This window comes from Burkholderia sp. LS-044, assembly GCF_004803625.1.
Lineage (GTDB): Bacteria > Pseudomonadota > Gammaproteobacteria > Burkholderiales > Burkholderiaceae > Burkholderia > Burkholderia cepacia.
Window position 1 is genome coordinate 306,630 of the sequence record NZ_SSWO01000004.1, and the last position, 24,178, is coordinate 330,807.

At 67.2% G+C, this 24,178-nt stretch carries 22 protein-coding genes; 9 read left to right on the plus strand and 13 right to left on the minus strand.

Going from position 1 to position 24,178, the window contains the following annotated elements; all coding sequences use genetic code 11:
• Nucleotides 1-64: 64 nt before the first annotated feature.
• The 3 genes from E9536_RS12875 to E9536_RS12885 form a co-directional block, all read right to left on the minus strand.
• Nucleotides 65-1,225, minus strand: coding sequence for a DUF4382 domain-containing protein (locus E9536_RS12875; protein WP_136470028.1), 1,161 nt, complete (start codon nt 1,223-1,225; stop codon nt 65-67).
• 442 nt (nt 1,226-1,667) lie between these two features.
• Nucleotides 1,668-2,216, minus strand: coding sequence for a GNAT family N-acetyltransferase (locus E9536_RS12880; RefSeq protein ID WP_060312011.1), 549 nt, complete (start codon nt 2,214-2,216; stop codon nt 1,668-1,670).
• 58 nt (nt 2,217-2,274) lie between these two features.
• Complete coding sequence (locus tag E9536_RS12885; protein ID WP_136469936.1) at nt 2,275-2,895, minus strand: helix-turn-helix domain-containing protein; 621 nt, start codon at nt 2,893-2,895, stop codon at nt 2,275-2,277.
• Nucleotides 2,896-3,048: 153 nt separating this feature from the next.
• Here E9536_RS12885 and E9536_RS12890 point away from each other — a divergent pair, with 153 nt between their 5' ends.
• Together E9536_RS12890 and map are read left to right on the plus strand one after the other, a co-directional pair.
• On the plus strand, nt 3,049-3,285 hold the full coding sequence (locus tag E9536_RS12890) for a ParD-like family protein (protein ID WP_021163089.1): 237 nt from the start codon (nt 3,049-3,051) through the stop codon (nt 3,283-3,285).
• Complete coding sequence (map, locus tag E9536_RS12895; RefSeq protein ID WP_027787994.1) at nt 3,285-4,091, plus strand: type I methionyl aminopeptidase; 807 nt, start codon at nt 3,285-3,287, stop codon at nt 4,089-4,091. Before E9536_RS12890 ends, map begins: the two co-directional genes overlap by 1 nt.
• Nucleotides 4,092-4,245: 154 nt before the next feature.
• Here map and E9536_RS12900 read toward each other — a convergent pair whose 3' ends face one another.
• Together E9536_RS12900 and E9536_RS12905 are read right to left on the minus strand one after the other, a co-directional pair.
• Nucleotides 4,246-4,749 (minus strand): GAF domain-containing protein, encoded by a 504-nt coding sequence (locus tag E9536_RS12900; protein WP_136469937.1) that lies wholly within the window; start codon nt 4,747-4,749, stop codon nt 4,246-4,248.
• Between the two features lie 102 nt (nt 4,750-4,851).
• Complete coding sequence (locus E9536_RS12905; protein WP_136469938.1) at nt 4,852-5,769, minus strand: LysR family transcriptional regulator; 918 nt, start codon at nt 5,767-5,769, stop codon at nt 4,852-4,854.
• Nucleotides 5,770-5,878: 109 nt separating this feature from the next.
• Between E9536_RS12905 and E9536_RS12910 the strand changes: the two genes are divergently transcribed.
• Nucleotides 5,879-6,751 (plus strand): pirin family protein, encoded by an 873-nt coding sequence (locus tag E9536_RS12910; protein ID WP_060196103.1) that lies wholly within the window; start codon nt 5,879-5,881, stop codon nt 6,749-6,751.
• Between the two features lie 127 nt (nt 6,752-6,878).
• A complete protein-coding gene (locus E9536_RS12915) occupies nt 6,879-7,364 on the plus strand; it encodes a GNAT family N-acetyltransferase (RefSeq protein WP_021163094.1) in 486 nt (161 codons plus the stop codon).
• 22 nt (nt 7,365-7,386) lie between these two features.
• Here the strand turns inward: E9536_RS12915 and E9536_RS12920 are convergent, their stop codons facing one another.
• From E9536_RS12920 to E9536_RS12930, 3 genes are read right to left on the minus strand one after another with little or no spacing between them, the layout of a single operon-like run.
• Nucleotides 7,387-8,256, minus strand: a complete 870-nt coding sequence (locus tag E9536_RS12920; protein ID WP_021163095.1) for a cytochrome c oxidase assembly protein — start codon at nt 8,254-8,256, stop codon at nt 7,387-7,389.
• Nucleotides 8,257-8,266: 10 nt separating this feature from the next.
• Complete coding sequence (locus E9536_RS12925; protein WP_027787990.1) at nt 8,267-8,713, minus strand: copper chaperone PCu(A)C; 447 nt, start codon at nt 8,711-8,713, stop codon at nt 8,267-8,269.
• A gap of 14 nt (nt 8,714-8,727) precedes the next feature.
• The gene (locus tag E9536_RS12930) at nt 8,728-9,363 is read right to left on the minus strand and encodes an SCO family protein (RefSeq protein WP_124545052.1); all 636 of its coding nucleotides are present in this window, start codon (nt 9,361-9,363) and stop codon (nt 8,728-8,730) included.
• Nucleotides 9,364-9,645: 282 nt separating this feature from the next.
• On the opposite strand from E9536_RS12930, the gene otsB reads away from it, so the two are divergent.
• Complete coding sequence (gene otsB / locus E9536_RS12935; RefSeq protein WP_027787988.1) at nt 9,646-10,398, plus strand: trehalose-phosphatase; 753 nt, start codon at nt 9,646-9,648, stop codon at nt 10,396-10,398.
• Complete coding sequence (otsA, locus tag E9536_RS12940; RefSeq protein WP_027787987.1) at nt 10,395-11,774, plus strand: alpha,alpha-trehalose-phosphate synthase (UDP-forming); 1,380 nt, start codon at nt 10,395-10,397, stop codon at nt 11,772-11,774. Before otsB ends, otsA begins: the two co-directional genes overlap by 4 nt.
• 78 nt (nt 11,775-11,852) lie before the next feature.
• Here otsA and E9536_RS12945 read toward each other — a convergent pair whose 3' ends face one another.
• The gene (locus E9536_RS12945) at nt 11,853-13,685 is read right to left on the minus strand and encodes an ABC transporter ATP-binding protein (RefSeq protein ID WP_027787986.1); all 1,833 of its coding nucleotides are present in this window, start codon (nt 13,683-13,685) and stop codon (nt 11,853-11,855) included.
• Nucleotides 13,686-14,249: 564 nt separating this feature from the next.
• On the opposite strand from E9536_RS12945, the gene E9536_RS12950 reads away from it, so the two are divergent.
• Entirely contained in the window at nt 14,250-15,314 is a 1,065-nt protein-coding gene (locus E9536_RS12950; protein WP_027787985.1) for a glycosyltransferase family 4 protein, read from the plus strand.
• A gap of 234 nt (nt 15,315-15,548) precedes the next feature.
• Nucleotides 15,549-16,355, plus strand: a complete 807-nt coding sequence (locus tag E9536_RS12960; RefSeq protein WP_060196113.1) for a hypothetical protein — start codon at nt 15,549-15,551, stop codon at nt 16,353-16,355.
• 244 nt (nt 16,356-16,599) lie between these two features.
• Here E9536_RS12960 and gudD read toward each other — a convergent pair whose 3' ends face one another.
• A complete protein-coding gene (gene gudD, locus E9536_RS12965; protein ID WP_136469940.1) occupies nt 16,600-17,952 on the minus strand; it encodes a glucarate dehydratase in 1,353 nt (450 codons plus the stop codon).
• A gap of 359 nt (nt 17,953-18,311) precedes the next feature.
• On the opposite strand from gudD, the gene E9536_RS12970 reads away from it, so the two are divergent.
• Entirely contained in the window at nt 18,312-19,073 is a 762-nt protein-coding gene (locus E9536_RS12970) for a FadR/GntR family transcriptional regulator (protein ID WP_021163105.1), read from the plus strand.
• A 124-nt stretch (nt 19,074-19,197) separates the two neighbouring features.
• On the opposite strand, the gene E9536_RS12975 is transcribed toward E9536_RS12970, so the two are convergent.
• The 3 genes from E9536_RS12975 to pdxY form a co-directional block, all read right to left on the minus strand.
• On the minus strand, nt 19,198-20,346 hold the full coding sequence (locus E9536_RS12975; protein ID WP_059681854.1) for a branched-chain amino acid ABC transporter substrate-binding protein: 1,149 nt from the start codon (nt 20,344-20,346) through the stop codon (nt 19,198-19,200).
• 366 nt (nt 20,347-20,712) lie between these two features.
• The gene (locus tag E9536_RS12980; RefSeq protein WP_027787981.1) at nt 20,713-22,857 is read right to left on the minus strand and encodes a phospholipase C, phosphocholine-specific; all 2,145 of its coding nucleotides are present in this window, start codon (nt 22,855-22,857) and stop codon (nt 20,713-20,715) included.
• A 375-nt stretch (nt 22,858-23,232) separates the two neighbouring features.
• Complete coding sequence (pdxY, locus tag E9536_RS12990) at nt 23,233-24,093, minus strand: pyridoxal kinase PdxY (RefSeq protein ID WP_027787980.1); 861 nt, start codon at nt 24,091-24,093, stop codon at nt 23,233-23,235.
• Nucleotides 24,094-24,178 lie beyond the last annotated feature (85 nt).

A 24,178-nucleotide genomic window follows, 5' to 3' on the forward strand; every position in this document is an offset into this window, starting at 1 on the left:
TTCACTTCGTTCTCCCGTTATTGATGAAAGGGCCGAACGGCCCTTTCGGTGCGCTGCCGACGCGTCAGAAGCTGAAATTGACGTTCGACTGGCTGGTCGTTGCGTTGACGTTCGTCGATTGCGTTGCCCCCGACGCTGCGTCCGCTTCGATCGTATATTGTGCGGCGGCGGCCGGCGATGCGGCGAGCGCGACCGGTAGCGAACCCGAGTAAGTGCCGACGATCGGCGCGGCAGTGGGTACGTTGAGCGCATAGGCGCCCGTATCCAGGTTCGCGTTGATCGACGTGATCTCGTAGGCATTCGCGTCGATCGTCTGCAGCGCGCGCACGAATGCATTGGCGCTGGCAGTCACCGCACCGCTGACGGTGCTCATCGTCGACGCCGGCAGCGTGATCGGTGCGGTCGACGCCGACACCGCCGTGGTCGTGTTCACGACGACCGGGACGGAGCGCACGATACCCGACGCGAAGTTGTTCTGCACGATCACGACATCGTAATTGCCTTGCGTCGAGCTCTGGATCAGCGGCGACAGCACGAACTTGCCGGTGCTGTCGGCCACTGTGCCGCGGACGACCTTGCCGCCTTGCTCGGCATAGACCGTCGCGCCGGCTTCGGCCGAGGCGACGTAACCGGAGATCGCGCCGCTCACAACTGTCGGGACCGCAGTGACGACGGGTTTCAGCGCATACGAGCCGTTGCCGCGCTGGACGATCGACTTGCATGCGTTGAAGTCGAGCACGAGATCGACGAGCGTGTTGGGCTGGACCGTGAACGGGTGGATGATCTTGTAGCCACTTTGCGTCGCGCTCGGCGTGGCGAGCGCCTGTTCGGTGCCGCCGGTCGGGACGACCGAGTTCGCGAGGTTGTTACCTTGATTCTGTGCGAGAACCAGGCGGACTTGCTGATACTGGCCGGCGGGCAGGGCGGTCTGCCCGAGATCGGCGAGCACGCCGTTGGTCAGCGACAGCAGATCGATTTTCTGCGGTGTAGCGAGAGATACGGTCGACCAGCCGGCGTCGTTGTCTGCGGCGTTCGCGTTTGCGTTGACGCGGACTTGCGAGACGGTGATGTACACATGGTCGAAGCCACAGGATGGCGCATCCGTCATCGCGACGTGCAGCGTACCGGTTTGCATGCCGCCACCGTCGTCGCCGCCGCCGCCGCAACCGGCGAGGATGAATGGTACGAAGGCGGCGCAAAGGGCGCCTTTGATGATGTTGTTCATGTCACCCCCCAAGTTGGGATCGTTATTGTGGGTGACGGAAGAATAGCGGCACTCCAGCCTACTATCTGGGCATCTTTGAAACCAACAGTAACATTCTGTTTGATCGGTCAATTTTTACCGGGATTGGTGTCGCTTCGGATGGCAGCGTGCGAACCCAGGAGCGATTGCTTCTTCGTTGCTCGCGATATGCGCATCGCAGATAGGAGGCGACGACCTGATGTCGGATGACGAGCATATGCGCCGGCAAAATCTCTTTTGTCACACGGTAGCGTCGCTTGGCCCAAGTCTATTTGAATGCCCCACGCGAGCAGACATGACTGCGTCGTTCGGCACTGCAAGTTGCTTTGCAACTCCGGTGGCGGGATCTGACGTCCAGAAATACGAAAGCCCGCTACGAGCAGGCTTCGGCCATGCGATGCCGCTCGTCCATCGCGACATCCGCTCAGCCGTCCACCGGTTGCGCAGGCGTGTCGAGCGTCAACTGATAGAACGCCGCATCGAGCCAGCGGCCGAACTTGAAGCCCGCTTCCTTGATCGTGCCCGAGTGCACGAATCCCAGCTTCGCATGCAGTGCGATGCTCCCCGCATTGGCCGCATCGATGCAGCCGACCAGTACGTGTACTTCCGCTTCCCGCGCGCGCCGGACGACCTCGCGCAGCAGCACCTCGCCAAGCCCGCGGCCGCGCTGGTCGCGATGCACGTACACGCTGTGTTCGACCGTGTACTTGAACGCGGGAAACGCGCGGAACGTGCCCCAGCTCGCGAAGCCGAGCAGCGTGCCCGACGCGTCGACCGCGCCGATGACCGGGAAGCCGCCTGTGCGTTTCGCCGCGAACCACGCGACCATCGCTTCCGGCGGACGCGGCTTGTAGTCGTACAGCGCGGTCGAGTTCGCGATCGCGTCGTTCAGGATCTCGAGAATGGCCGGCGCATGCTCGGCCTCGCTGCAATCGATCAGGCGCACGTCGTCGCGCTGTTTCGGGGAATTCATACGGACTCCTGTGGGCAGTAAGTGGGTCGCGCGCACGGCTGCTGCGACGACGCGTTCATCAGAGGGTGCGCACGCCGGCGGTGGATGCGTCGCAGATCACGACGACATAACGCGCGGCGTGCGGCGACGGGTTGCTGAAAATCAGCGGCTGGTCGAGCCGCATGGCCAGGCAGTCGCCTTCGTGAAGTTCGTGAAGCGTTTCACCGAGCGTGACGTCGACGCGGCCGCTGATGATCCACACCTGCTGATGCAACGCGCTTTCGCGCCCGCCACTGTCGTACGCGACGCGCGCACCGGGCGGGAAATCCACCTCGACTAGCTGGATCGGCGACGGCCAGCCAGCCGGGGAGAGGTTGCGGCGCACATAACCGGACGCCGGATCCCGCCATTCGGCCTGCTGCGCGCGGCGTGCCAGCGGCTGCGCGGGCGCGTCGTCGTGGTCGCCGCCGAACAGCCCGGCCAGCGACACGCCGAGACCGGCTGCCAGCTTGTCGAGCACGACGGCCGTCGGGCTGGCCGATGCACGTTCGATGAGCGAGATCATCGAACGGCTGACGCCGGAGCGCGCAGCCAGCGCATCGAGCGTGTAGCCTCGTACGGTGCGCAGGTCGCGCACGCGCCGGGCGATGCGTTCGTTGATGCCGGTGTCGTCGGCAGCGGCGGTGACGGATTCTTTCATGGTGGATTTATTTTCCAGCAAACTGGAATTCAGTGTCAACGCTGGTGACGGGCTGGCGGCCGGCCGACGGCTCAACGGAATCCGCATGGCTTGCCCGCCAGCCGACCGCAGCGTAATATACGAACCGACTACGTTTCGTTTAATTGGGGATATATGGGCATCATCAAGATTTCCGAGCACATGCACGAGCGGCTGCGCTCGACCAGCACGGCGCTGAGCCGCTCGATCAACGCACAGGCCGAGCACTGGCTGCGCGTCGGGATGCTGGCGGAACTCAATCCGGCGCTGTCCTACGGCGACATCTGCCGGATGCTGATCGAGGCCGAAGCGCGGGGCGGCGACGCGGGGCCGGCGGAACCGGTCGAACACGGCATCGAGCAGGTGGCGTAATGGCGAAGCGAGACATCCCGATCCGCGGCATGGCGGAAATCGCCAAGTCGCGCGAAGCCGCGAAGCTGGCGTCGCAGGTGCTGACGATGATCACCGAGCACGTGAAGCCGGGCGTCACCACCGACGAACTGGACGCACGCTGCCGCGAATACATCGTCGACGTGCTCGGCGCGATCCCGGCGAACATCGGCTACCACGGTTATCCGAAGACGCTGTGCACGTCGGTCAACCACGTGGTGTGTCACGGTATCCCGACGTCGCGGCCGTTGCGCGACGGCGACATCGTGAACCTCGACATCGCGGTGATCAAGGACGGCTGGTTTGGCGATACGAGCCGCATGTATTTCGTCGGCGAACCAAACGAACTCGCGCGGCGTCTCGTCGCGACGACCTATGAGGCGATGCATGCGGGCATCCGCGCGGTGCGCCCGGGCGCCACGCTCGGCGACGTCGGCTACGCGATCCAGCAGGTCGCGCATCGCGAAGGATTCAGCGTGGTTCGCGAGTACTGCGGGCACGGCATCGGCGACGTCTATCACGACGAGCCGCAGGTGCTTCACTACGGCCGCCCGGGCACCGGTGTACCGCTGCGGCCGGGGATGATCTTCACGATCGAGCCGATGCTCAACGCGGGCAAACGCGACACGCGCATGCTGGCGGACGGTTGGACGGTCGTCACGAAGGACCATTCGTTGTCGGCTCAATGGGAGCACATGGTCGTGGTGACGGAAACGGGCTTCGAGGTGCTGACCGAGGATGTGAAGCCGCAAGCGTTCCCGGCGCTGTCCGGCACGCATGCTGCCTGACGCGTAAAGGGCGCCGCGAAGGGCGGTGCGGCGGCACAGTGAAACGGGCTCCTTTGCGGAGCCCGTTTCGTTCGAGGTCATGCGGCGCGATTCATACGTGAACGCGGCGACCTGCCGCGCGCCGCGCGATGGATGAACGCGGCTCAGCCGCCGCTCAACCGCGCGCCTTCTGCCAGGCGGATTCGACGAATACGCGGCAGAGCGCCTCCATTCCCTGGCGGTCTTCTTCGTCGAAGCGCGCGGCTACCGGGCTGTCGACGTCCCACACGCCGATCAGCGTGCCGTCGCCGGCCACCAGCGGCACGACGATTTCCGATTCCGATGCGGCGTCGCACGCGATATGGCCGGGGAAGTCATGCACGTCGCGCACGACCTGCGTCTCGCGCGTCTGCGCAGCCGTGCCGCACACGCCCTTGCCGAGCGCGATCCGCACGCAGGCGGGCTTGCCCTGGAACGGCCCGACCACGAGTTCCGTCCCGTCGAAGAAGTAGAAGCCGGCCCAGTTGAGACGGTCGAGCGAGTGGTAGACCAGCGCGGCGAAGTTGGCCGCGTTCGCGGTCAGGTCGCGTTCGGATTCGACGAGCGCGCGTGCTTGCTCGACGAGCGTCGAATATTGATCGGCCTTGGAGGCGTTGGGGTCGTTGGACAGCGTGAACATGGCGGAAAAGCGATCAGGGTTGTGGAATGCGCGATGCGCGTACCGCAGTCTACGGCACGCACGCACGGTTTGCAGCGCGCGGTTGCGCGTGACGCGGCAAGCTCAGTCGGGTTCGAGTTCGGCAAACCGCGCGGCCAGAAAATCGAGCAGCGCGCGCACCGCAGGCAGCAACCCCCGGCGCGACGCGAACACCGCATGCACGATCTCGCGGCGCGGTGCCCAGTCGGGCAGCACGGTTACCAGCGCGCCGCGCGCGACCTCGTCGCGCACCATCATCGTCGGCAACTGCACGATGCCGACACCCGCGACGGCCGCCGCGCGCAATGCGAGCATGCCGCCGGTCACAAAGCGCGGCAGGTGGTGGATTTCCGCATGCGCGCCGTCGGGCCCGTGCAGCCGCCACACGTGCATGGACTGCGGGACGCCGTGATCGAGGCTCGGCAGGCGCGCGAGATCGGCGGGAACGGCCGGTGCGCCATGCTCGCGCAGCAGCGCGGGGCTCGCGACGAGGCACTGACCGCGCTCGGCCAGCACGCGCAGCGCGAGATCGCTGTCCTCGAGCGGCGGCGGACGTACGCGGATCGCGACGTCGATCCCTTCGCCGACCACGTCGACGCGCCGGTTGGTCGCTTCCAGATGAATCTCGACGCGCGGGCACGCGACCATGAACGCGGCGATCATTTCGCCGACGAGCGAATCGAGCAGCACGATCGGGCAACTGACGCGCACGATGCCACGCGGCTCCTCGTGCAGCAGCGCGATCGCCTCGTCGGCCGCATCGGCCTCGACGAGCATCGCGTGGCAATGCGCGTAGTAGGTCTGGCCGACGTCGGTAACGGTGAAGCGGCGCGTCGAGCGCTGGATCAGCCGCATCCCGAGCCGCGCCTCGAGCAGCGCGATGCGGCGGCTCAGCTTCGATTTCGGCATGTCCAGCGCACGCCCGGCCGGTGCGAAGCCGCCGTGTTCGACGACCTGCACGAAATAATAGAGATCGTTCAGATCCCGCGCTTTATCGTTCATGAAATGGAACGCTGAGTGCGATTTTGGCAGTCTACCGGATCGATCGTTCCACCTCTATATTCCTGTCCAGGATGCGAAACACGTGTTTCGCCGCAATTCGGAGAAGGCAATGAAGAAGATCCAGGGTGTGTACAGTGCGCCGCGCGGCCATTGGGTCGGCGACGGTTTCCCGGTGCGTTCGATGTTCAGCTACCAGTCTCACGGCGCGCATCTGAGCCCGTTCCTGCTGCTCGACTACGCCGGCCCGGCCACGTTCGAGCCGGGCTCGGCCTCGGCGCCGCGCGGTGTCGGCCAGCATCCGCACCGCGGGTTCGAGACGGTGACGATCGTCTATGACGGCGAGGTCGCACACCGCGACTCGACCGGCGCGGGCGGCGTGATCGGCCCGGGTGACGTGCAGTGGATGACGGCCGCGAGCGGGATCCTGCACGAGGAATTCCACTCGGAAGGGTTCACGAAGCGTGGCGGCCCGCTCGAGATGGTCCAGCTGTGGGTGAACCTGCCCGCCAAGGACAAGATGGGGGCGCCCGGCTACCAGACGCTGCTGGACGCGGACATCCCCGTGGTCGAGCTGCCGGACGGCGCGGGGCGTGCGCGGATCATCGCGGGCGAGCTCGACGGGCGGCGCGGCCCGGCCCGCACGCATACGCCGATCGACGTATGGGACGTGCGGCTCGTGGCCGGCGGCCATGCGCGGTTCCCGGTCGCCGAAGGGCGCACGCTCGCGGTGGTCGTGCTGAGCGGTACCGTGCAGGTGAACGGCGAGACGGTCGCCCGCGAAGCGCAGTTCGTGCAGCTCGGCCGCGACGGCAGCGACGTCGAGATCGAAGCGAACGGCGACGCGAAGCTGCTGATCCTGAGCGGCGAACCGATCGACGAGCCCGTCGTCGGATACGGGCCGTTCGTGATGAACTCGCAAGCGGAGATCCGCACCGCGATCGAGGACTTCAACAACGGCCGCTTCGGCCAGATGCCGGCATGACGGACAGGCCCCGCGCAATGCGGGGCCTTTTTTTCGGGGACGGGCAGCCGGTCGCGCGGCGCGTGCGCTTCGGGGCATAATCGACGATTGCCGCGCGCCGGCCGGCGCGCCCGAATCAGGACCGACCATGAACGCATCCGCCGCATCCCCGAGCGCCGCCGATCTCGACTGGCGCTGGAAATCCTTTGACGCGCTGACGGCGCGCGAAGTCTATTCGATCCTCGAAGCCCGCAGCGCCGTGTTCGTCGTCGAGCAGAATTGCGTGTATCGCGACATCGACGACGCGGACCAGGCCGCGTGGCACCTGGCTGCATTCGATCCGGCCGGGCGCCTCGCCGGCTATCTGCGCGTGCTGTTGCCGGATGCGCAGAACACCGATGTCCGCATCGGCCGCGTGCTGACGACCGCCGCGTTTCGCGGCGCCGGCCTGGGCAACGGGCTGCTGTCGCGCGCGCTCGAGCATATTCGCGCGCAGTGGCCGGATACGCCGGTGAGCCTGCATGCGCAGGCCCACTTGCAGCGTTTTTACGGGGCATTCGGCTTCACGCCGAGCTCGGACGTGCACGACGAGGACGGCATCCCGCACGTGTGGATGAGCAGCGCGCGCGCGTAATGCGCGCCGCGCCGCGCGGCAGTCAGTGCGCGGCGCGCGCGACCGACGGCGCGTCCGCGCGTTGCGCGGCCCGTTCGCCGATCAGGCGGCCGCGGGCGGACAGCCGCAGCCAGTGCCGCAGCGCGATCAGCGCGCCGATCACGCTCATCATCGAGCCGGGAATCCACAGCAGCAGGCCGCCGATCTGCTGGTCGCGCAGCGGGCTCAGCCACGTGAACGCGCGGCCGCAGATCGAATAGATCGGATACAGCTCGTGCGGCGTGAAGAAGATCAGCGCGCCGAGTGCGATCTGCGGCGGGATCGCCGCGACGACGATCAGGATCCGGCGGCCCGGCGACAGCCGCGCAGGCGGCGCGGGGCGCGGATCGACGACGAGCCACCAGAACAGCAGCCCGTCGATCACCATGCTCCAGTTCATCACGCGATAGAGACGCCAGTCGAGCATCGCGATGAAGTGGATCGGCGACAGCAGCCAGAAATAGATCAGCCCGACGAACAGCACGACCGCGACGACGGGATGGAACACCACGTCGAGTGTCGCGCGCACGGGCGCCCACGCGAGGGCGGGGCGCACGAAGCGCTGCCGCCAGCGAAACGGGATGCCCGCGCGAATCGCCGCGCCCGGATAGGACAGCGCGATGAAGAACGGCCCGAGGTGGTGCAGCACGAGGTGCTGCGCGCGGTGCAGGAAGAACTCGTGCTCGAAGAAATAGTCGAGCCGTGTATGCAGTGCGATGTAGAGCGCCGTCAGCCCGAACCAGAACGAGAACTGCCGCAGCGGCGACACCTTCGCCTTCTTTACGCCGCGCGCGAACAGCACGGCAGCGGTGAGCACCGCGATCACTACGGTCGGCGACGGTTCCCACGGATCGAGCCAGTACAGGAGGTTCATCGCGCGCGCATCACTTCGCCTGGGCCGGCGATTTCACGGCGAACGGCGCATCGACCGTTTCGCCGTCGGAGAATTTCAGGCGCAGGTGCACGGTGTCGCCCGGCTTGATCGCGTGCTTCGGCTCCTCGAGCATGAAGTGGTAGCCGCCCGGCGCGATGTCGACCTTGCCGCGCGCCGGAACCGTCAGCTTGTCGACCATTTCCATTTTCTGCGTCGAGCCGTTCGAGACGGTCTGGTGCAGCATCGCCATCCCGTAGTCGGGGCTGTCGACGTCGACGAGATCGACCGGCTTGTCGCCCGTGTTCACGATCGTCACGTAGCCGCCGGCCGGCAGCTTGTTCGGCAGCCAGCGCACCCAGGCGTTCTGCGCGGTGATCGCGCCGGCGGCATAGGCGTGGGTGCCGGCGCACAGCGCGGCGAGGAGGGCGAGCGTCTTGAGTGTCGTCTTCGTCTTCATGTCGTGAGAGGAATTCAGGTGGTGGAGGCGGTGTCGATGATCCGGCGCACATCGGCGGCGATGGCGTCGGGCGAGTCGCGGTCGGTTGCAAGCAGGCGGGCGCGGCCGGTTGCGTCGAAGATGTAGACGGCCGAGCTGTGCGTGACTTCGTAGCCGCCGGACGGATCGCGCTGTTCCATCTGGTACGCGACGCGATAGCGCTTCGCGAGCGATTCTATCTGGCGGTCGGTGCCGGTCAGGCCGCGCGCATGCGCGGCGTCGAACGCGGCGACATACGATTGCATCGCCTGCGGCGTGTCGCGCGCAGGATCGACCGAGACGAACAGGATGCGCACGTCGTTGGCCTGCGGGCCGAGCTTCGCCAGCACTTCCATCAGCCGTGCCATCGTTTCGGGGCAGACGTCGGGGCAGTGCGTGTAGCCGAAGTAGACGAGCGCGACCTGGCCGCGGAACGCATCGGCGTCGACGGGATGGCCGTCGCCGCCCGTCAGCGTGAACGACAGGTCGGGCAGGTGGCCGGTGACGTTGGTCAGGTTCCAGCGCGGCTCGTCGTGCGTGCACGCGGCGAGCGCCACGGCGGCGGCGAGGGCCGCGGTCGTGCGGATGAGGCGGGAGAAGCGCCGGTGCGGCGCTGGGCGGGCAGACGACATCCTGGGGCTCGATCGGACGGAAAGGTGACCGGCCGGCGCGATGCCATGCGTCGCGCGGCAGGCGGTTGCGACTGTAGCGCAATTCGCGCGCCCGCGTCCTTTCGAAACCCGTACGGGGCGGGCGAGCGGGGCAATATGTCGCAGTTGACGCAATCGGCGGCGCACGGCCGGCGATGCGCCGGTTTCGCCCATCTCGGTGCGCAGGCGCGGTAAGATGCGCACAATTCCATCGCGCAGCGGCGGTGCGGCGTTTGCCGGGCCGCCTCTCAGACTATCGAATCGATGCAATCCGTTCCGGCTTCCCTGTCCCTGACCGATACCGCGTTCTTCTTCGACTTCGACGGCACGCTCGTCGAACTGGCGCCGACGCCCGACAGCATTCACGTTCCGCCGTCGCTGCTGACGCTGCTCGACGAGCTGCGGCGCCGCTCGCACGGTGCGGTCGCGATCGTGTCCGGGCGCGGTATCGACAACCTCGACACGTTCCTCAAGATGCCGGGCCTGCCGATCGCCGGCCTGCACGGCGCGGAGCGCCGCGATGCGAACGGCGACACGCAGCGCATCGGCTTCAACGACGAACGCCTGCTGCGCATCGAGCGCGAGCTGGCGGCCGTCGTCGACCGTCATCCGGGCATGCTGCTCGAAATCAAGGGCGCGGCCGTTGCGCTGCACTACCGCAACGCGCCCGAGCGCGAGGCGGCTGCGCGGGCGGCCGCCGAGCGCCTCGTCGCCGACTATGCCGATGCGTATGTGCTGCAGCCCGGCAAGATGGTGTTCGAGATCAAGCCGAAGGGGGTCGACAAGGGGCGCGCGCTGGCCGCGTTCCTCGACGAGCCGCCGTTCGCGGGCCGCGTGCCGCTGTTCGCGGGCGACGACCTGACCGACGAGAAGGGCTTCGCGGTGGTCAACGCGCGCGGCGGCCTGTCGATCAAGGTCGGCGCGGGCGAGACGTCCGCCCGCACGCGGCTCGATTCGGTCGACGCGCTGCATGAGCAGATCGCGCACTGGCTCGGTGCGGGGCAGCCGCACGCATGAGTCGCCTCATCATCGTTTCAAACCGCGTCGCACCGATTTCGGAAGGCGAACCGGCGGCAGGCGGCCTCGCGATCGGTGTCTACGATGCGCTGAAGGAGACGGGCGGCATGTGGTTCGGCTGGAGCGGCGAGGTCGTCGCGTCCGGCGCGCCGCAGATTCGCGTCGAGGAGCACGGGCCGGTCACGTTCGCGACCATCGGCCTGTCGCGGCGCGACTACGACCAGTATTACCGCGGCTTCTCGAACGCGACGCTGTGGCCCGCGTTTCACTACCGCACCGACCTGATCCAGTACGACCGTCACGAGTTCGAAGGCTATAGCCGGGTGAACGTGTGGCTCGCGCAGCAGCTCGTGCCGCTGCTGCAGGACGACGACGTGATCTGGGTGCACGACTATCACCTGATCCCGTTCGCGCGCGCGCTGCGCGCGGCCGGCGTGAAGAACCGCATCGGTTTCTTCCTGCACATCCCGTTTCCCGCCGCGCAGGTGCTCGTCAACGTGCCGCCGCATCGCGACCTGGTCGAATCGCTGTGCGCGTTCGACCTGCTCGGCTTTCAGACCGAACCCGACCTGCGCGCATTCTGCGATTACGTCGAATCCGAAGCGGACGGCGTGATCGAGCGCGACGGCCACCTGGTGACGGTGCGCGCATTCGGCCGGACGCTGCGCGCGGCCGCGTATCCGATCGGCGTGCATCCGGACGAGATCGCGTCGCTCGCGCAGGCCGGCGAGCACGGCAAGGCGGTGCGCACGCTCGCGACGTCGCTGCGGGGCCGCAAGCTGATCATGAGCGTCGACCGGCTCGATTACTCGAAGGGACTCGTCGAGCGCTTCCGCGCGTTCGAGAAGTTGCTCGAGCACGAGCCGTCGCATCGCAATCGCGTGTCGTTCCTGCAGATCGCGCCGTCGACCCGTGCAGAGCTGCGCGCGTACCAGGACATCCGCCTGCAGCTCGAAGGAGAGTCGGGACGCATCAACGGACGCTTCGCCGAGCTCGACTGGGCACCGATCCTCTATATCCATCGCCAGTACGACCGCCAGCTGCTCGCGGCGTTGTACCGGCTCGCGCGGGTCGGCTACGTGACACCGTTGCGTGACGGGATGAACCTCGTCGCGAAGGAGTACGTATCCGCGCAGGATCCGGACGATCCGGGCGTGCTCGTGCTGTCGCGTTTCGCGGGCGCCGCGCGCGAGCTGACGGGGGCGCTGATCGTCAATCCGATCGATATCGACGGGATGGCCGATGCGTTGTCGCAGGCGCTGACGATGCCGCTCGCCGAGCGGCGCGCGCGTTATACGGACATGATTGCGCAGCTTCGCGAGAACAACGTGTCGGTGTGGCGCGACAACTTCCTGCGCGATCTGCAGCACGCGTAACCGACGCCTCCCGCCGGAAATGAAAAAGCCGCAGTGCGAGCAGCACTGCGGCTTTTTTGCTGGCTGCGGGCCGGTGCGTCAGGCCACGCGTTCGCCGGTCGGCGTGCTGCCGTCGGGCGCCGCGTGATGGCGGCCGTGCTGCTTCGCGAGCAGGTCGCGGTACAGGCCGGGGCGGTTGCGCAGCACGTCGGGCGGCCCGTCGTCAATGACCTTGCCGTTGTTCATCACGATGATCCGGTCGAAGTTGCGCAGCGTCGACAGGCGGTGCGCGATCGCGATCACCGTGCGACCGACCATCAGGCGGTCGAGCGCGCTCTGGATCGCTTCCTCGGATGCGCTGTCGAGCGCGGACGTCGCTTCGTCGAGCAGCAGGATCGGCGCGTTCTTCAGGATCGCGCGCGCGATCGCGATGCGCTGACGCTGGCCGCCCGACAGCTTGACGCCGCGGTCGCCGACGATCGTGTCATAGCCTTCCGGCATCGCTTCGATGAACTCCGCGCAGCGCGCGTCGCGCGCGGCCGCGAGCACTTCGTCGCGGGTCGCATCGGGGCGGCCGTATGCGATGTTGTCGTAGATGGTCCGGTGCAGCAGCGAGATGTCCTGCGGTACGAGCGCGATCGCGTGGCGCAGGCTGTCCTGCGTGATCGTCTTCACGTCCTGGCCGTCCACCTGCACGACGCCGTCCTGCGTGTCGTAGAAGCGCTGCAGCAGCGCGAGCACGGTCGACTTGCCGGCGCCCGACTTGCCGATCAGGCCGACGCGCTGGCCCGGCTCGATATGGAGATCGAAGTGGTCGAGGATCGCGCGGCGGTGCGGATACGCGAACGTCACGCGCTCGAAGTCGACGCGGCCGCCCTTGGCCGACAGCGGCTGGGCGTCCGAGCGATCGGGCATCCCGTGCGGCTCGAGCAACGTCTTGACGGCTTCGGACAGGCGCGCGACGTGCTGGGTGACGTCGACGAGCGCGACCGCGAGGTCGCGCGTGCCGTGCAGGATCGTGAAGCCGAGCGAGCTGACGAGCACGATGTCGCCGGACGTCGCGCGGCCCTGGTCCCACAGCCACAGCGCCCAGCCGAGCAGGCCGGCGGACAGCATCGCGGTGATCACCGCGTGCAGCAGGCGCAGCTTTTCGAGATAGAGCAGGCTTTGCTGGCGCGCATCCATCTCGGCCTTGACCGTTGCGCCGAAGCGCTTCTGTTCGCGCAGCGTCATCCCGAACGCACGCACGAGGCCCATGTTGCCGATCACGTCGACGAGTTCGCCGTCGACCGCGGCGGCCTTCGCCGCGAACGCATGGTGGCGGGCCGAGCCGCGCCCGGCGAGCTTGAACAGGATCACGGACAGCACGGCCGAACAGCCGAGCAGGCCGGCGGCCATCATCGGATTGACGACGATGATCATCAGGATCGCGCCCATCACCGCGATGCACGGCGGCAGCACGTTCCACGCCATCGTGTTCTCCGACGTGTAGACGGCGTTCGACGTGGCCGTGATGCGGCTCGCGAGCGTGCCCGGCTGCTTTTCGGAGTAGTAGGTCGGCGAATGACCGATCAGGTACTGGAACAGGTCGCGCCGCAGGTCGCCGGTGACCGCGACGAACGTATGCGCGGCGACCCAGCCGCCGACGCGCCACAGCAGGTTGTCGGCCGCGATCAGCCCGACGAGCAGCGCGAATGCGCTCCACAGCGGGCCGGGGTGATGACGCCCGGTCGCCAGCACGTCGATCAGGTGCTTGATCGCGTATTGCGAGCCGAGCGCGCAGCCGACGGCGGCCAGCACGCTGCAGAGCACGATCAGGTGGGCAACGGGATGCAGGCGGATGTAGCGGAACAGGAACGCGATCGGCCGGTGCGCGTAGCTCGACAGCTTCGCGTTGTGGGCGTTGCGCTGGGCAGGGGTGAGAGATTCCAAAATATGCGTGCGGTGATTCGGTGATTGAGCGTGGCGGCGGGATCGCTTGCCGGCGTTCGCCCGGACTGAATAATCCGGCATTGTAAACAAGGCCGTGCGCTGCGCTGCGCGAATCTTGCCTCGGCCAGGGGTGTGCGATCGATTTTGAGATAAAATCCGGCATCCCGTCCTGTCTCATGTGCCGGAATCACGCTGCCGGCAGTCACGGGGGCAAGGAATGCCAAAAGGGCCTTCCACTCTAGAACGGACACCCAAGTCCGCGGGTTGCAAAGTGTTGCACCTTTGTAACAAAGTAAAGTGTTTGAAATGTTGTGCGCCGTATCGGGATTAACCCTAGATAATCGGCTCCGGGTTCGATTCCAGGTTTTTTACGAACCCCTGTCAACGGGTCTTCGTTTCAAACGTTCTATGCCTGTCGCGTCGCCGACGCTCCTTGAGCAGCGCGGGTTTGACGCCCCCGGCAGGCTGATTCGTCCGACTTTTCGGACGAAATGCATCCAGCCCGGACCGCCGGCAGGTTGCCGACCCATACCTGGTTTTTAGCCGATTTTTTAGGAGTTACGCATGCGAATCGCCCAAATCGCTCCGTTGCACGAAGCGGTGCCCCCGAAACTGTACGGTGGTACCGAGCGAGTGGTGTCCTACCTCACCGAAGCACTTGTCGAGATGGGGCATGACGTTACGCTCTTCGCGAGCGGCGATTCGCAAACCTCCGCGAAGCTCGAGGCGTGCTGGCCGCAGGCGCTGCGCCTCGACCCGACGATCCGCGACGTGATGGCCCCGCACATGCTGCTCCTCGAGCAGGTGCGCCGCCGCGCGGAAGAGTTCGACGTCCTGCACTGCCACATCGACTACTACCCGTTCTCGCTGTTCTCGCGCCAGCCGGTCCCGCATCTGACGACGATGCACGGCCGTCTCGACCTGCCGGAACTGCAGCCGATCTTCAACGCGTTCAGCGACGTGCCGGTCGTGTCGATCTCCGACAACCAGCGCATCCCGCTGCCGCAGGCGAACTGGCTGTCGACCGTTTACCACGGCCTGCCGGAAAACCTGCTGACGCCGATCCCGAACGTGAAGCCGAGCTACCTCGCGTTCCTCGGTCGCATCTCGCCGGAAAAGCGCGTCGACACGGCGATCCGCATCGCCGAGCAGGCCGGCCTGCCGATCAAGATCGCCGCGAAGCTCGACAAGGCTGACCGCGCGTACTACGAAGAGAAGATCAAGCCGCTGTTCGCGCTGCCGCACGTCGAGTACATCGGCGAAATCAGCGAAGCCGAGAAGACGGAATTCCTGGGCAACGCGCACGCGCTGCTGTTCCCGATCGACTGGCCGGAGCCCTTCGGCCTGGTGATGATCGAGGCGATGGCCTGCGGCACGCCGGTGATCGCGTTCAAGCGCGGCTCGGTGCCGGAAGTGATCGACAACGGCGTGTCGGGCTTCGTCGTCGAAGACGAACTGTCGGCCGTCGCGGCGCTCAAGCGCCTCGATACGCTGCCGCGCGAGAAGGTCCGCGCCGCGTTCGAAGCACGCTTCTCGTCGAAGGTGATGGCGCAGAACTACGTGAAGGGCTACGAGGAACTGCTGCGCCAGAAGCGTCGCACGGTGCTCCGCGAAGTCAACGCAGGCTGATTGCGGGCCGCCGCCTGGCGGCGCGCGGCTCGCCAACGACGCCCCGTCCGGGTTTCCGGCGGGGCGTTGTCACATCCGCGGCGCGGATCTGTTGTATTCTCGCCGCGCCCGACGCCGCGAACGGCCCTCGAAGTGGCCCGGCATGGCATCCAGCCATCTGTCCAGACGGTAATGTCCCTATAATGGCCGTGCCGTGAAATCCGGCCCCGCACGAATATCCAGAGGAGAGCAGTCTTGGCGAGAACGAAATCCACGCGCGCAGCGCCGGCCCCCGGCGCCGGTGTGATCTTCGCGTTGCGTGCGATCGGTCTCGTGCTGCTCGCGCGCTGGCTGTTCTCGATGTCCCAGATGGGTTATCGCTCGTCGCTGTCCGCGATGGTGTCGTCGCCCTGGGCGTTCGTCTACCTCCTGCTGATCTTCCTGCTGCTCGCGTTGCCGGGTGCAGTCGCGCGCGCCGAGCGGCCGTTCCATCCGCTGCCGCAATGGCTGCGCCAGGCGCTGCGCGTCTTCGCGCTGATCGGTTTCCTGTTCGCGATCTGGTCGATCGGCATGTTCGTCTGGGTGGATGGCTGGCGCCTCGCGCTGCATGCTGTGACGGCGACCAACGGCTGGCTCGTTGCGGCCCCGGCGCTTTATGCGGCGATCGTCTGGATCTGCCGCCCGCGGCCGCTGTGGCGGACCAACGTGGCGGCCCGCCGCTTCGCGGTCGGCCGTTATGCGATTTCGCTCGACGTGCTGACGCGCACCGCGATCGTCTGGATGGAAAGCCGCAAGGTCGGCCAGTATGACGCGCGCGAACTGTCGGTGCGCTGGCCTGGCCGTACGGCGCCAGCCGCCGGCGAAGGGGCGACGGGCGGACAGCCCTCGGTCGTGCCGCCGCGCCGCGGCGGCCTGTTCAATCGGCCGAAGGTCGAACTGCTGTGGGATTCGCCGGCGGCCGTCGGCCATAACCGGCAGATCGTCATGCGCGCGCCGCTCGCGACCGAAGGCGACCGCGTCGCGGTGCTCGCGCTCGACGCCGCGCTCAAGCAGATCGTCTGACAAGTCCCGCGCACAGCGGGCAGGTGGGGGGATTGGGGCGGCCGGCTAGGTGCGGGCGACCAAGACCGGCCAGGCCCGGCCGAGTGTCGATATGGCCGGCCCGGTTCGCATCGCCATCCCGATCTGGATCCGGATCCTGTTCGACTCGAGCGGCGTTTTCCGCCAGACACCCGCCAGCCGGGCCTCGCCGCTCCTATCGAGCCCGTCTCGGCCGGGCGATTCAGCCGCCCGGTCCGTTCCGCGCTCAGCGCACGAGGCAGGGGCGCTTGTTGTTGAAAGTCCACCCCGGAATCAGGTACTGCATCGCCGCCGCGTCGTCGCGGGCGCCGAGCCCGTGCTGCTTGTACAGTTCGTGCGCGACCGCGACGGCATCCATGTCGATATCGATGCCGAGACCCGGCCGCTTCGGCACCTCCACCAGCCCGTTCTCGATCTTCAGCGGCTCGCGCGTCAGCCGCTCGCCGTCCTGCCAGATCCAGTGCGTGTCGATCGCGGTGACCTGGCCCGGTGCGGCGGCCGCGACATGCGTGAACATCGCGAGCGACACGTCGAAGTGGTTGTTCGAGTGCGAGCCCCATGTGAGGCCCCAGTCGCGACACATCTGCGCGACGCGTACCGAACCCTGCATCGTCCAGAAGTGCGGATCGGCGAGCGGGATGTCGACTGCCTGCAACTGCACCGCGTGGCCCATCTGCCGCCAGTCGGTCGCAATCATGTTGGTTGCCGTCGGCAGCCCTGTCGCACGGCGGAATTCGGCCATCACCTCGCGGCCCGAGTAGCCGTTCTCGGCGCCGCACGGATCTTCCGCGTAGGCGAGCACGTGATGCTGGTCGCGACACAGCCGCACGGCCTCGTCGAGCGACCATGCGCCGTTCGGGTCGAGCGTCACGCGCGCGTCGGGGAAGCGCTCGGCGAGCGCCGTCACGGCCTCGATCTCGCTCGCACCTTCGAATACGCCGCCCTTCAGCTTGAAGTCGTTGAAGCCGTAGCGCGCATGTGCGGCCTCGGCGAGCCGCACGACGGCCTCGGGCGTCAGCGCGGCTGCGTCGCGCACACGCGTCCAGTCGTCGGTCGCGCCGCTGCCGTCGCGGTAGGGCAGCTCGGTCTTCGTGCGATCGCCGACGTAGAACAGGTAACCGAGCATTTCGACACGCTCGCGTTGCTGGCCCTCGCCGAGCAGCGCGGCGACCGGCACGCCGAGATGCTGGCCCAGCAGGTCGAGCAGCGCGGCCTCGAGCGCGGTGACCGCGTGGATCGTCGTGCGCAGGTCGAAGGTCTGCAGACCGCGGCCGCTCGCGTCGCGGTCGGCGAAGGTGCGCCGCACGTCGTTGAGCACCGCATGGTAATTGCCGACCGGCTGGCCGACGACGAGCGCACGCGCATCGTCGAGCGTGCGGCGGATGCTTTCGCCGCCGGGCACTTCGCCGACGCCGGTCCGGCCCGCGCTGTCCTTCAGGATCACGAGGTTGCGGGTGAAGAACGGGCCGTGTGCGCCGCTCAGGTTGAGCAGCATGCTGTCGTGGCCGGCGACCGGAATCGCTTGCAGGTCGACGATGCGCGGCGTGTCGTGGGAGGGCGAGGCAGGGACGGCGTTCATGGGCGGCGATGGCAGAAGGGTGGGCAATGCCGTGCGGCAAAAGCTTTGCCGCGCGCGGCAGGAGGTGCGATCATTCGACAACCGACGTGCGCGGCGCGCAAGCCCCCGCAGGTCGATGCAACCCGGAACGGGGTGGGAGCGACAACCTGACCAGCGGAGCGCAGAACGCGAAAGCTGGCTGATCGTAAGGCATGGGACCAGGCAGTGCCGGCGTGCGCGCTTGAGTCGACAGGAGATCCGTGTTTTGATCATCAGTCGTCGGATGACTTGTGACGCAGTATAATGAATCATCGGCTTTCGCTCAAACCCCGCGTAAACCCTCGGCTCACATTACGATCATTCAAAAAGGAACCGGCCTCATGTCCGTGCCTACGCTTCCCGCAGCGCCGCGCCGTCGCGCACGCAGCCTCGCACAAGATGTCGTCGACGCGCTGACCGCGCAGATCGAAAACGGCACGCTGCGTCCCGGCGACAAGCTGCCGACCGAAACCGAAGTCATGGCGGCGCAGGGCGTGAGCCGTACGGTCGTGCGCGAGGCCATCTCGCGGATGCAGGCGAGCGGCCTCATCGAGACGCGCCACGGCATCGGCAGCTTCGTGCTGGAGCCGTCGCGCCGCCAGACGCTCGGAATCGACCCGGCGACGATCACGACGCTGCGCGACGTGCTCGCGGTGCTGGAACTGCGCATCAGCCTCGAGAGCGAATGCGCGAGCCTCGCCGCGCAGCGCGCGAACGATACCGACCTGGTCGCGCTGCGGCGCGCGCTCGACGCGATCGCAACGGGGGCGGGCGGCGGCCGTGACACGGCGCAGCTCGATTTCCAGTTCCACCTGCAGATCGCGCAATCCACCGGCAACCGCTATTTCGTCGACATCATGACGCAGCTCGGCACGTCGATCATCCCGCGCACGCGCGTGAATTCGGCCCGTTTTGCCGGTGACGATCTGGAGCGGTACGTCGGCCGGCTGAACCACGAGCACGAGGACATCTACGAGGCGATCGCGCGCCACGACCCGGAGGCCGCACGCGCCGCGATGCGCACGCACCTCACCAACAGCCGCGAGCGGCTGCGCCGCGCGCACGAGGCGGCCGAGGCCGAGCGCGACACGCAGGCCGGCTGATGCGCCGGGCGGTGCGTCCGCCCGGTCGAATCCCGTCAACATCAGTCGTCATACGAGATCGATATCCGTTCATCGATCTCCGCGGCCGGGCGGCGTGTCCGCCGCCGGCCGCCGGCACCGCCGATCAGCCTCCCTTCGTCGTGATCGTCTTCCACGCGCCGCTCTTCACCTGGTACAGCGTCGACATCCCGCTCTTCAGCGAGCCGTCGTTCGCGAACGAGATGCGGCCGGTGACGCCTTCGAAGTCGATCTTCTTCAGCGCCGGACGATAGACCTTCGGGTCGGTCGAGCTGGCCGCCTGCATCGCCTTGATCGCCGCCCACGCGGCGTCGTAGCCGAACTGCGCGTACGACAGCACGTCGACCCCGAAGCGCTTCCTGAAGCGCTGTTCGAAATCCTTCCCTTGCGGCAGATCGTCGAGCGGCCGGCCGTATTCCCATGCCATCGCGCCTTCGGCGGCCGGGCCCGCGATCTTGATGAACTCGTTGTCCTTCACGCCGCCGCCGCCGACGAACTGCGCGTTCAGCCCGAGCTGGCGCATCTGCTTGATGAAGTTCGCGGCGAGCGAATCGAGCCCGCCGAAGAAGATCAGGTCGGGATTCTTGGCCTTCAGGCTCGTGATCTGCGCGCGAAAGTCGACCGCCTGGTTGCTGGTGAATTCGCGGCCGATGAGGTTCCCGCCGGCGGCTTTCACGGCCTTCTCGAACTCGTCGGCCTCGCCCTGGCCGAACGCGGTGCGGTCGTCGATGATCGCGATGCGCTTCGCCTTCGTCACGTCGACCGCGTACTTGCCCGCGTTGCCGGCGTTCTGGCCGTCGGTCGCGATCACCATGAACATGTTCGCCAGCCCGCGCGAGGTGAGCGTCGGGTTGGTCGCCGCCGGATCGATCACCGGGATGCCGGCCTTGTCGTAGACGACCGAGGCCGGAATCGTCGTCCCCGAGTTGAAATGGCCGACCACGACCGACACGTTCTGGTCGACGAGCGCCTGCGCGGCCTGCACGCCGATGCGCGGGTCGGCCTGGTCGTCCTGCACGACGAGGTTGAAGTGCGCGGGCTTGCCGGCGATCTGCACCTTCTGCGCGGCGGCATCGTCGAGCGCGAGCTGCACGCCGTTCTGCAGGTCCTTGCCGTAGCCGGCGTTCACGCCCGTGAGCGGCGCGGCGAAACCGACCTTCACGTCGGTCGTGTCGGCAGCCCGGGCGGCCTGTTGCGAGAGGAGGGCAAGCGCGGATGCAATCGACACCGACAGCAGGGAATGACGGAATTTCATGTTGTTCCTCTTGTTCGATACCTGCGGGTAAGTACCGCACACGCTCGGGATGGCTGAACGCGTGCGACGGGCGGGCGGTTCGACCGCTTCTCGGAATCGGGCGGGGAGGTCGGCATCGTGATCCTCGGAAGAATCTCCCGTCAGGCTCGGCGAAGAGCCCCGATGGTTTCGATATATAGGTCGCCGATATGCGTGGGTCTTGGCAATTTGCCGCGCATTCGATGCGGATTTGCGCATAGCTTCCGCGCGTGCGGAGGCAGCCGGTATCGGGAGTTTCCCGTCGCGAACGGAGCGGGCGGAGAGGAGGAGCGGAAGCGTGGGGAGGCGGCCCGGCCCGCCGGGGCCGTGCCGCCTCACGTGAGGCCGTCAGTCGGACAGCGCGTCCGATGCGGCTTCGGCATCGTCGTGCGATGCGTGCGTGCGGATCAGCGGATCGCTGGTGCTCGGGCGCCCCGTCTCGACGTGGCCCGCGAAGCGGCGCAGGAAGCCGAGCAGCCGGCCGTCGCTGACGGTCAGGTCGTACCAGCCGTGGCTGCCGCGCAGATCCCAGTAGTCGTCGATCTGCTGGCCCGGCGCGAGATCGAACGTGCGCGCGCGGCCGTGGCCGTATGCGTTCGTGACCTTGAGCCGCACCGCCTTGTGGCCGCGGTTCATCAGGCGCAGCGTGATGTTGCCGTTCGCGACGTCATAGCCGTAGATCACCTCGGGGTTCACGTTCGCGCTGCCGACGCCGGTCGCGAACGGGCCGCGGAAATGGCAGTAGAAGCCGTTCGGGCCGTACACGTCGAGGTCGTACAGGCCGAGCGACGCCGCGGCGCTCCACGTGTCGGCGATCCGCTTGCCGGCTTCGACCGTGTACGCCCACGGGCCGTCGAGGCGGTTGCGCGACTGCACCTGGAACGCGGCGCCCGCCCGGCCCGTGTTCGCGAAGGTCAGCCGGAACAGGCCGTTGACCGATTCGACGCGGCCGTGCACGAACAGCTCGTAAGGCAGCGCGCGCGCCGGCCGCAGCCCGGCCTCCTGCTTCGGCAGCTTCTGCAGTACCGGCGGCACGGGGATGTAGTCGGGGTGGCGCAGGCGGTCGGGCGGCGCGTAGCCGCTCGTATCCGGCAGCGTCGGCCAGCCGGCGTCGGCCGTCGCGAAATCGAACGCGGCGGTCAGGTCGCCGCACACCGCGCGACGCCACGGCGACACGTTGCCCGCCTTGACCGGGTATTGCGCGCCGAAACGCGCCTCGATGAATTGCAGCAGCGACGTGTGATCGAAGGTCTGCGAGCAGACCCAGCCGCCTTTCGTCCACGGCGACACGACGAGCATCGGCACGCGCGGCCCGAGCCCGTACGGGCCGGCCATGTGCGATGCGTCGCCGGGGAACACCTCGTTGGTCGTCGCGACCGTCGACAGCCCGTTGTCGCGCGACTGCGGCGCGAACGGCGGCTGCACGTGGTCGAAGAAGCCGTCGTTTTCGTCGTACGTGATGAAGAGCGCGGTCTTGCTCCACACGTCCGGATTCGACACGAGCGCCTTCAGCACCTGCTCGATGTACCACGCACCGTAGTTCGCCGGCCAGTTCGGGTGCTCGGAATACGCTTCCGGCGCGCAGATCCACGACACCTGCGGCAGCGTGCCGTTCTTCACGTCCTGCTGCAGGATGTCGAACAGCGTGCCGCCGGCGCTGATGTTGGTGCCGGTGCGCGCCTTGTCGTACAGCGGCGTGCCGGGCAGCGCGGTGCGGTACTGGTTGAAGTAGAGCAGCGAGTTGTCGCCGTAGTTGCCGATGTACGGGTTCTGCGTCCAGCCCCACGAGCCGTTCGCGTCGAGCCCCGTGCCGATGTCCTGGTAGATCTTCCACGACACGCCGGCCTGTTCGAGCACTTCCGGATAGGTCGTCCAGCCGTAGCCCTTTTCCTCGTTGCCGAGCACCGGGCCGCCGCCCGTGCCGTCGTTGCCGACGTAGCCCGTCCACATGTAGTAGCGGTTCGGGTCGGTCGAGCTCGGGATCGCGCAGTGGTACGCGTCGCAGATCGTGAACGCGTCGGCGAGCTGGTAGTGGAACGGGATGTCGTCGCGCTTCAGGTACGCCATCGTCGTGGTGCCCTTGTTCGGCACCCACTGGTCGTAGCGGCCCTTGTTCCATGCCGCGTGCATGTCCTGCCAGCCGTGCGGCAGGTCCTGCAGAAATTGCAGGCCGAGCTTGTCCGCGCCCGGATGGAACGGCAGCAGCTCGGCCGGGCCGACCGGCTGGTGGAACACCGACTTGCCGTTCGCGAGGCGCAGCGGGCGCGGGTCACCGAAGCCGCGGACACCGCGCATCGTGCCGAAGTAGTGGTCGAACGAGCGGTTCTCCTGCATCAGGATCACGATGTGTTCGATATCGCGGATGGTGCCGGTGCGGCGGTTCGCGGGAATCGCGAGCGCATCGCGGATCACGGGCGGGAACAGGTTCAGCGCGGCGGCGCCGGCGGTGCCGGCAGCGACGCGCAGGAAGTCACGACGGTTCGATCGGGTCATGGTCGTTATCGTGGGGTAAAAGGGAGAGCCGATTGGCGGGACCTGCTGAAAGGGCGCACTCGGGTCGCAGGATGCGGCTGCGCCGGGTGGTGCCGCCGCGAGCATAGCGAGGAATCAGTGTCATTCATGTGAAGTCCGGAAACGTTTGCATCCGCGTCGAAGCGATATCGACGCAGCGTCGGGGCATATCGCGAACGGTCGTGGTGATGCAGGGGGTAGCGCGGGACAGCAGGACAGCAGGAAAGCAGGAAAGCAGGAAAGCAGGACAACGGGACAACGGGACAACGGGACAACGGGACAACGGGACAACGGGACAACGGGACAACGGGAAAGCGCGGGACGCGCGCCGCTGAAGCGGCGGGCGATGCCGGTACGTCAGGCGTCCGTCACCCACGCGCCGAACCATTCGCTCGGGCGTGCGATCTCGTCCTGCGCGGCGACGAGTTCGAGCTCGTAGCGGCGTGCATCGTAGGTCGCCTTCACGACCGCATGCACGGCTGCGAGCGTGTGCTCGAACGCGGCGCGCACGGAGTCGCCGCGCAGCCGGCATGCGACGAAGATCGCGCTGGTCAGGTCGCCGACGCCGACCGGATGGCGCGGAAACGCGTACAGCGGGCGCTGGCCGATCCATGCCTCGGTTTCGGTGACGGCGAGCATGTTGAAGCGATCGGCCGGGCTGTTGCGGTCGTGCAGGTGCTTGACGAGGATGATTTGCGGGCCGCGCCGGATCAGCGCGCGGCATGCTTCGACGGCTTCGGCGACGGTTTCGATGCGCCGCCCGACCAGCTTCTGCAGTTCGGTGTGGTTCGGCGACATGCCGTCGGCGAGCGCCGGCATTTCCTGGACCATGAATTCCTCGACGCCGGGTTCGGGCCGGATGCCGCCCGTCTGGCCCATCGCCGGATCGCAGAAGTACCACGCGTTCGGGTTCATCGCCTTCACCGAGCGGACGATCTCGACGGCCGCGCGGGCCTGCGGCGGCGAGCCGAGGAAGCCGGACAGCACGGCGTCGCAGCGCTTGAGCGCGCCGATCGCGGCGATGCCGTCGACGAGCTGCTCCATCTTCGCGGCATCGATCGCGCTGCCCGCCCAATGGCCGTACTGCATGTGATTCGACAACTGGACGGTATTGAGCGGCCAGACGTTGACGCCGAGGCGCTGCATCGGGAACACGGCCGCACTGTTGCCGGCATGGCCGTAGATGACGTGCGACTGAATGCTGAGGACGTTTTTCATGGGAATCGCCTGCACGCGTTTCAGGGTCACGTCACACGATACCCGAGTTCGTCGCGCGCGCGGAAGTCGCGCGGCCCCGGAGTGT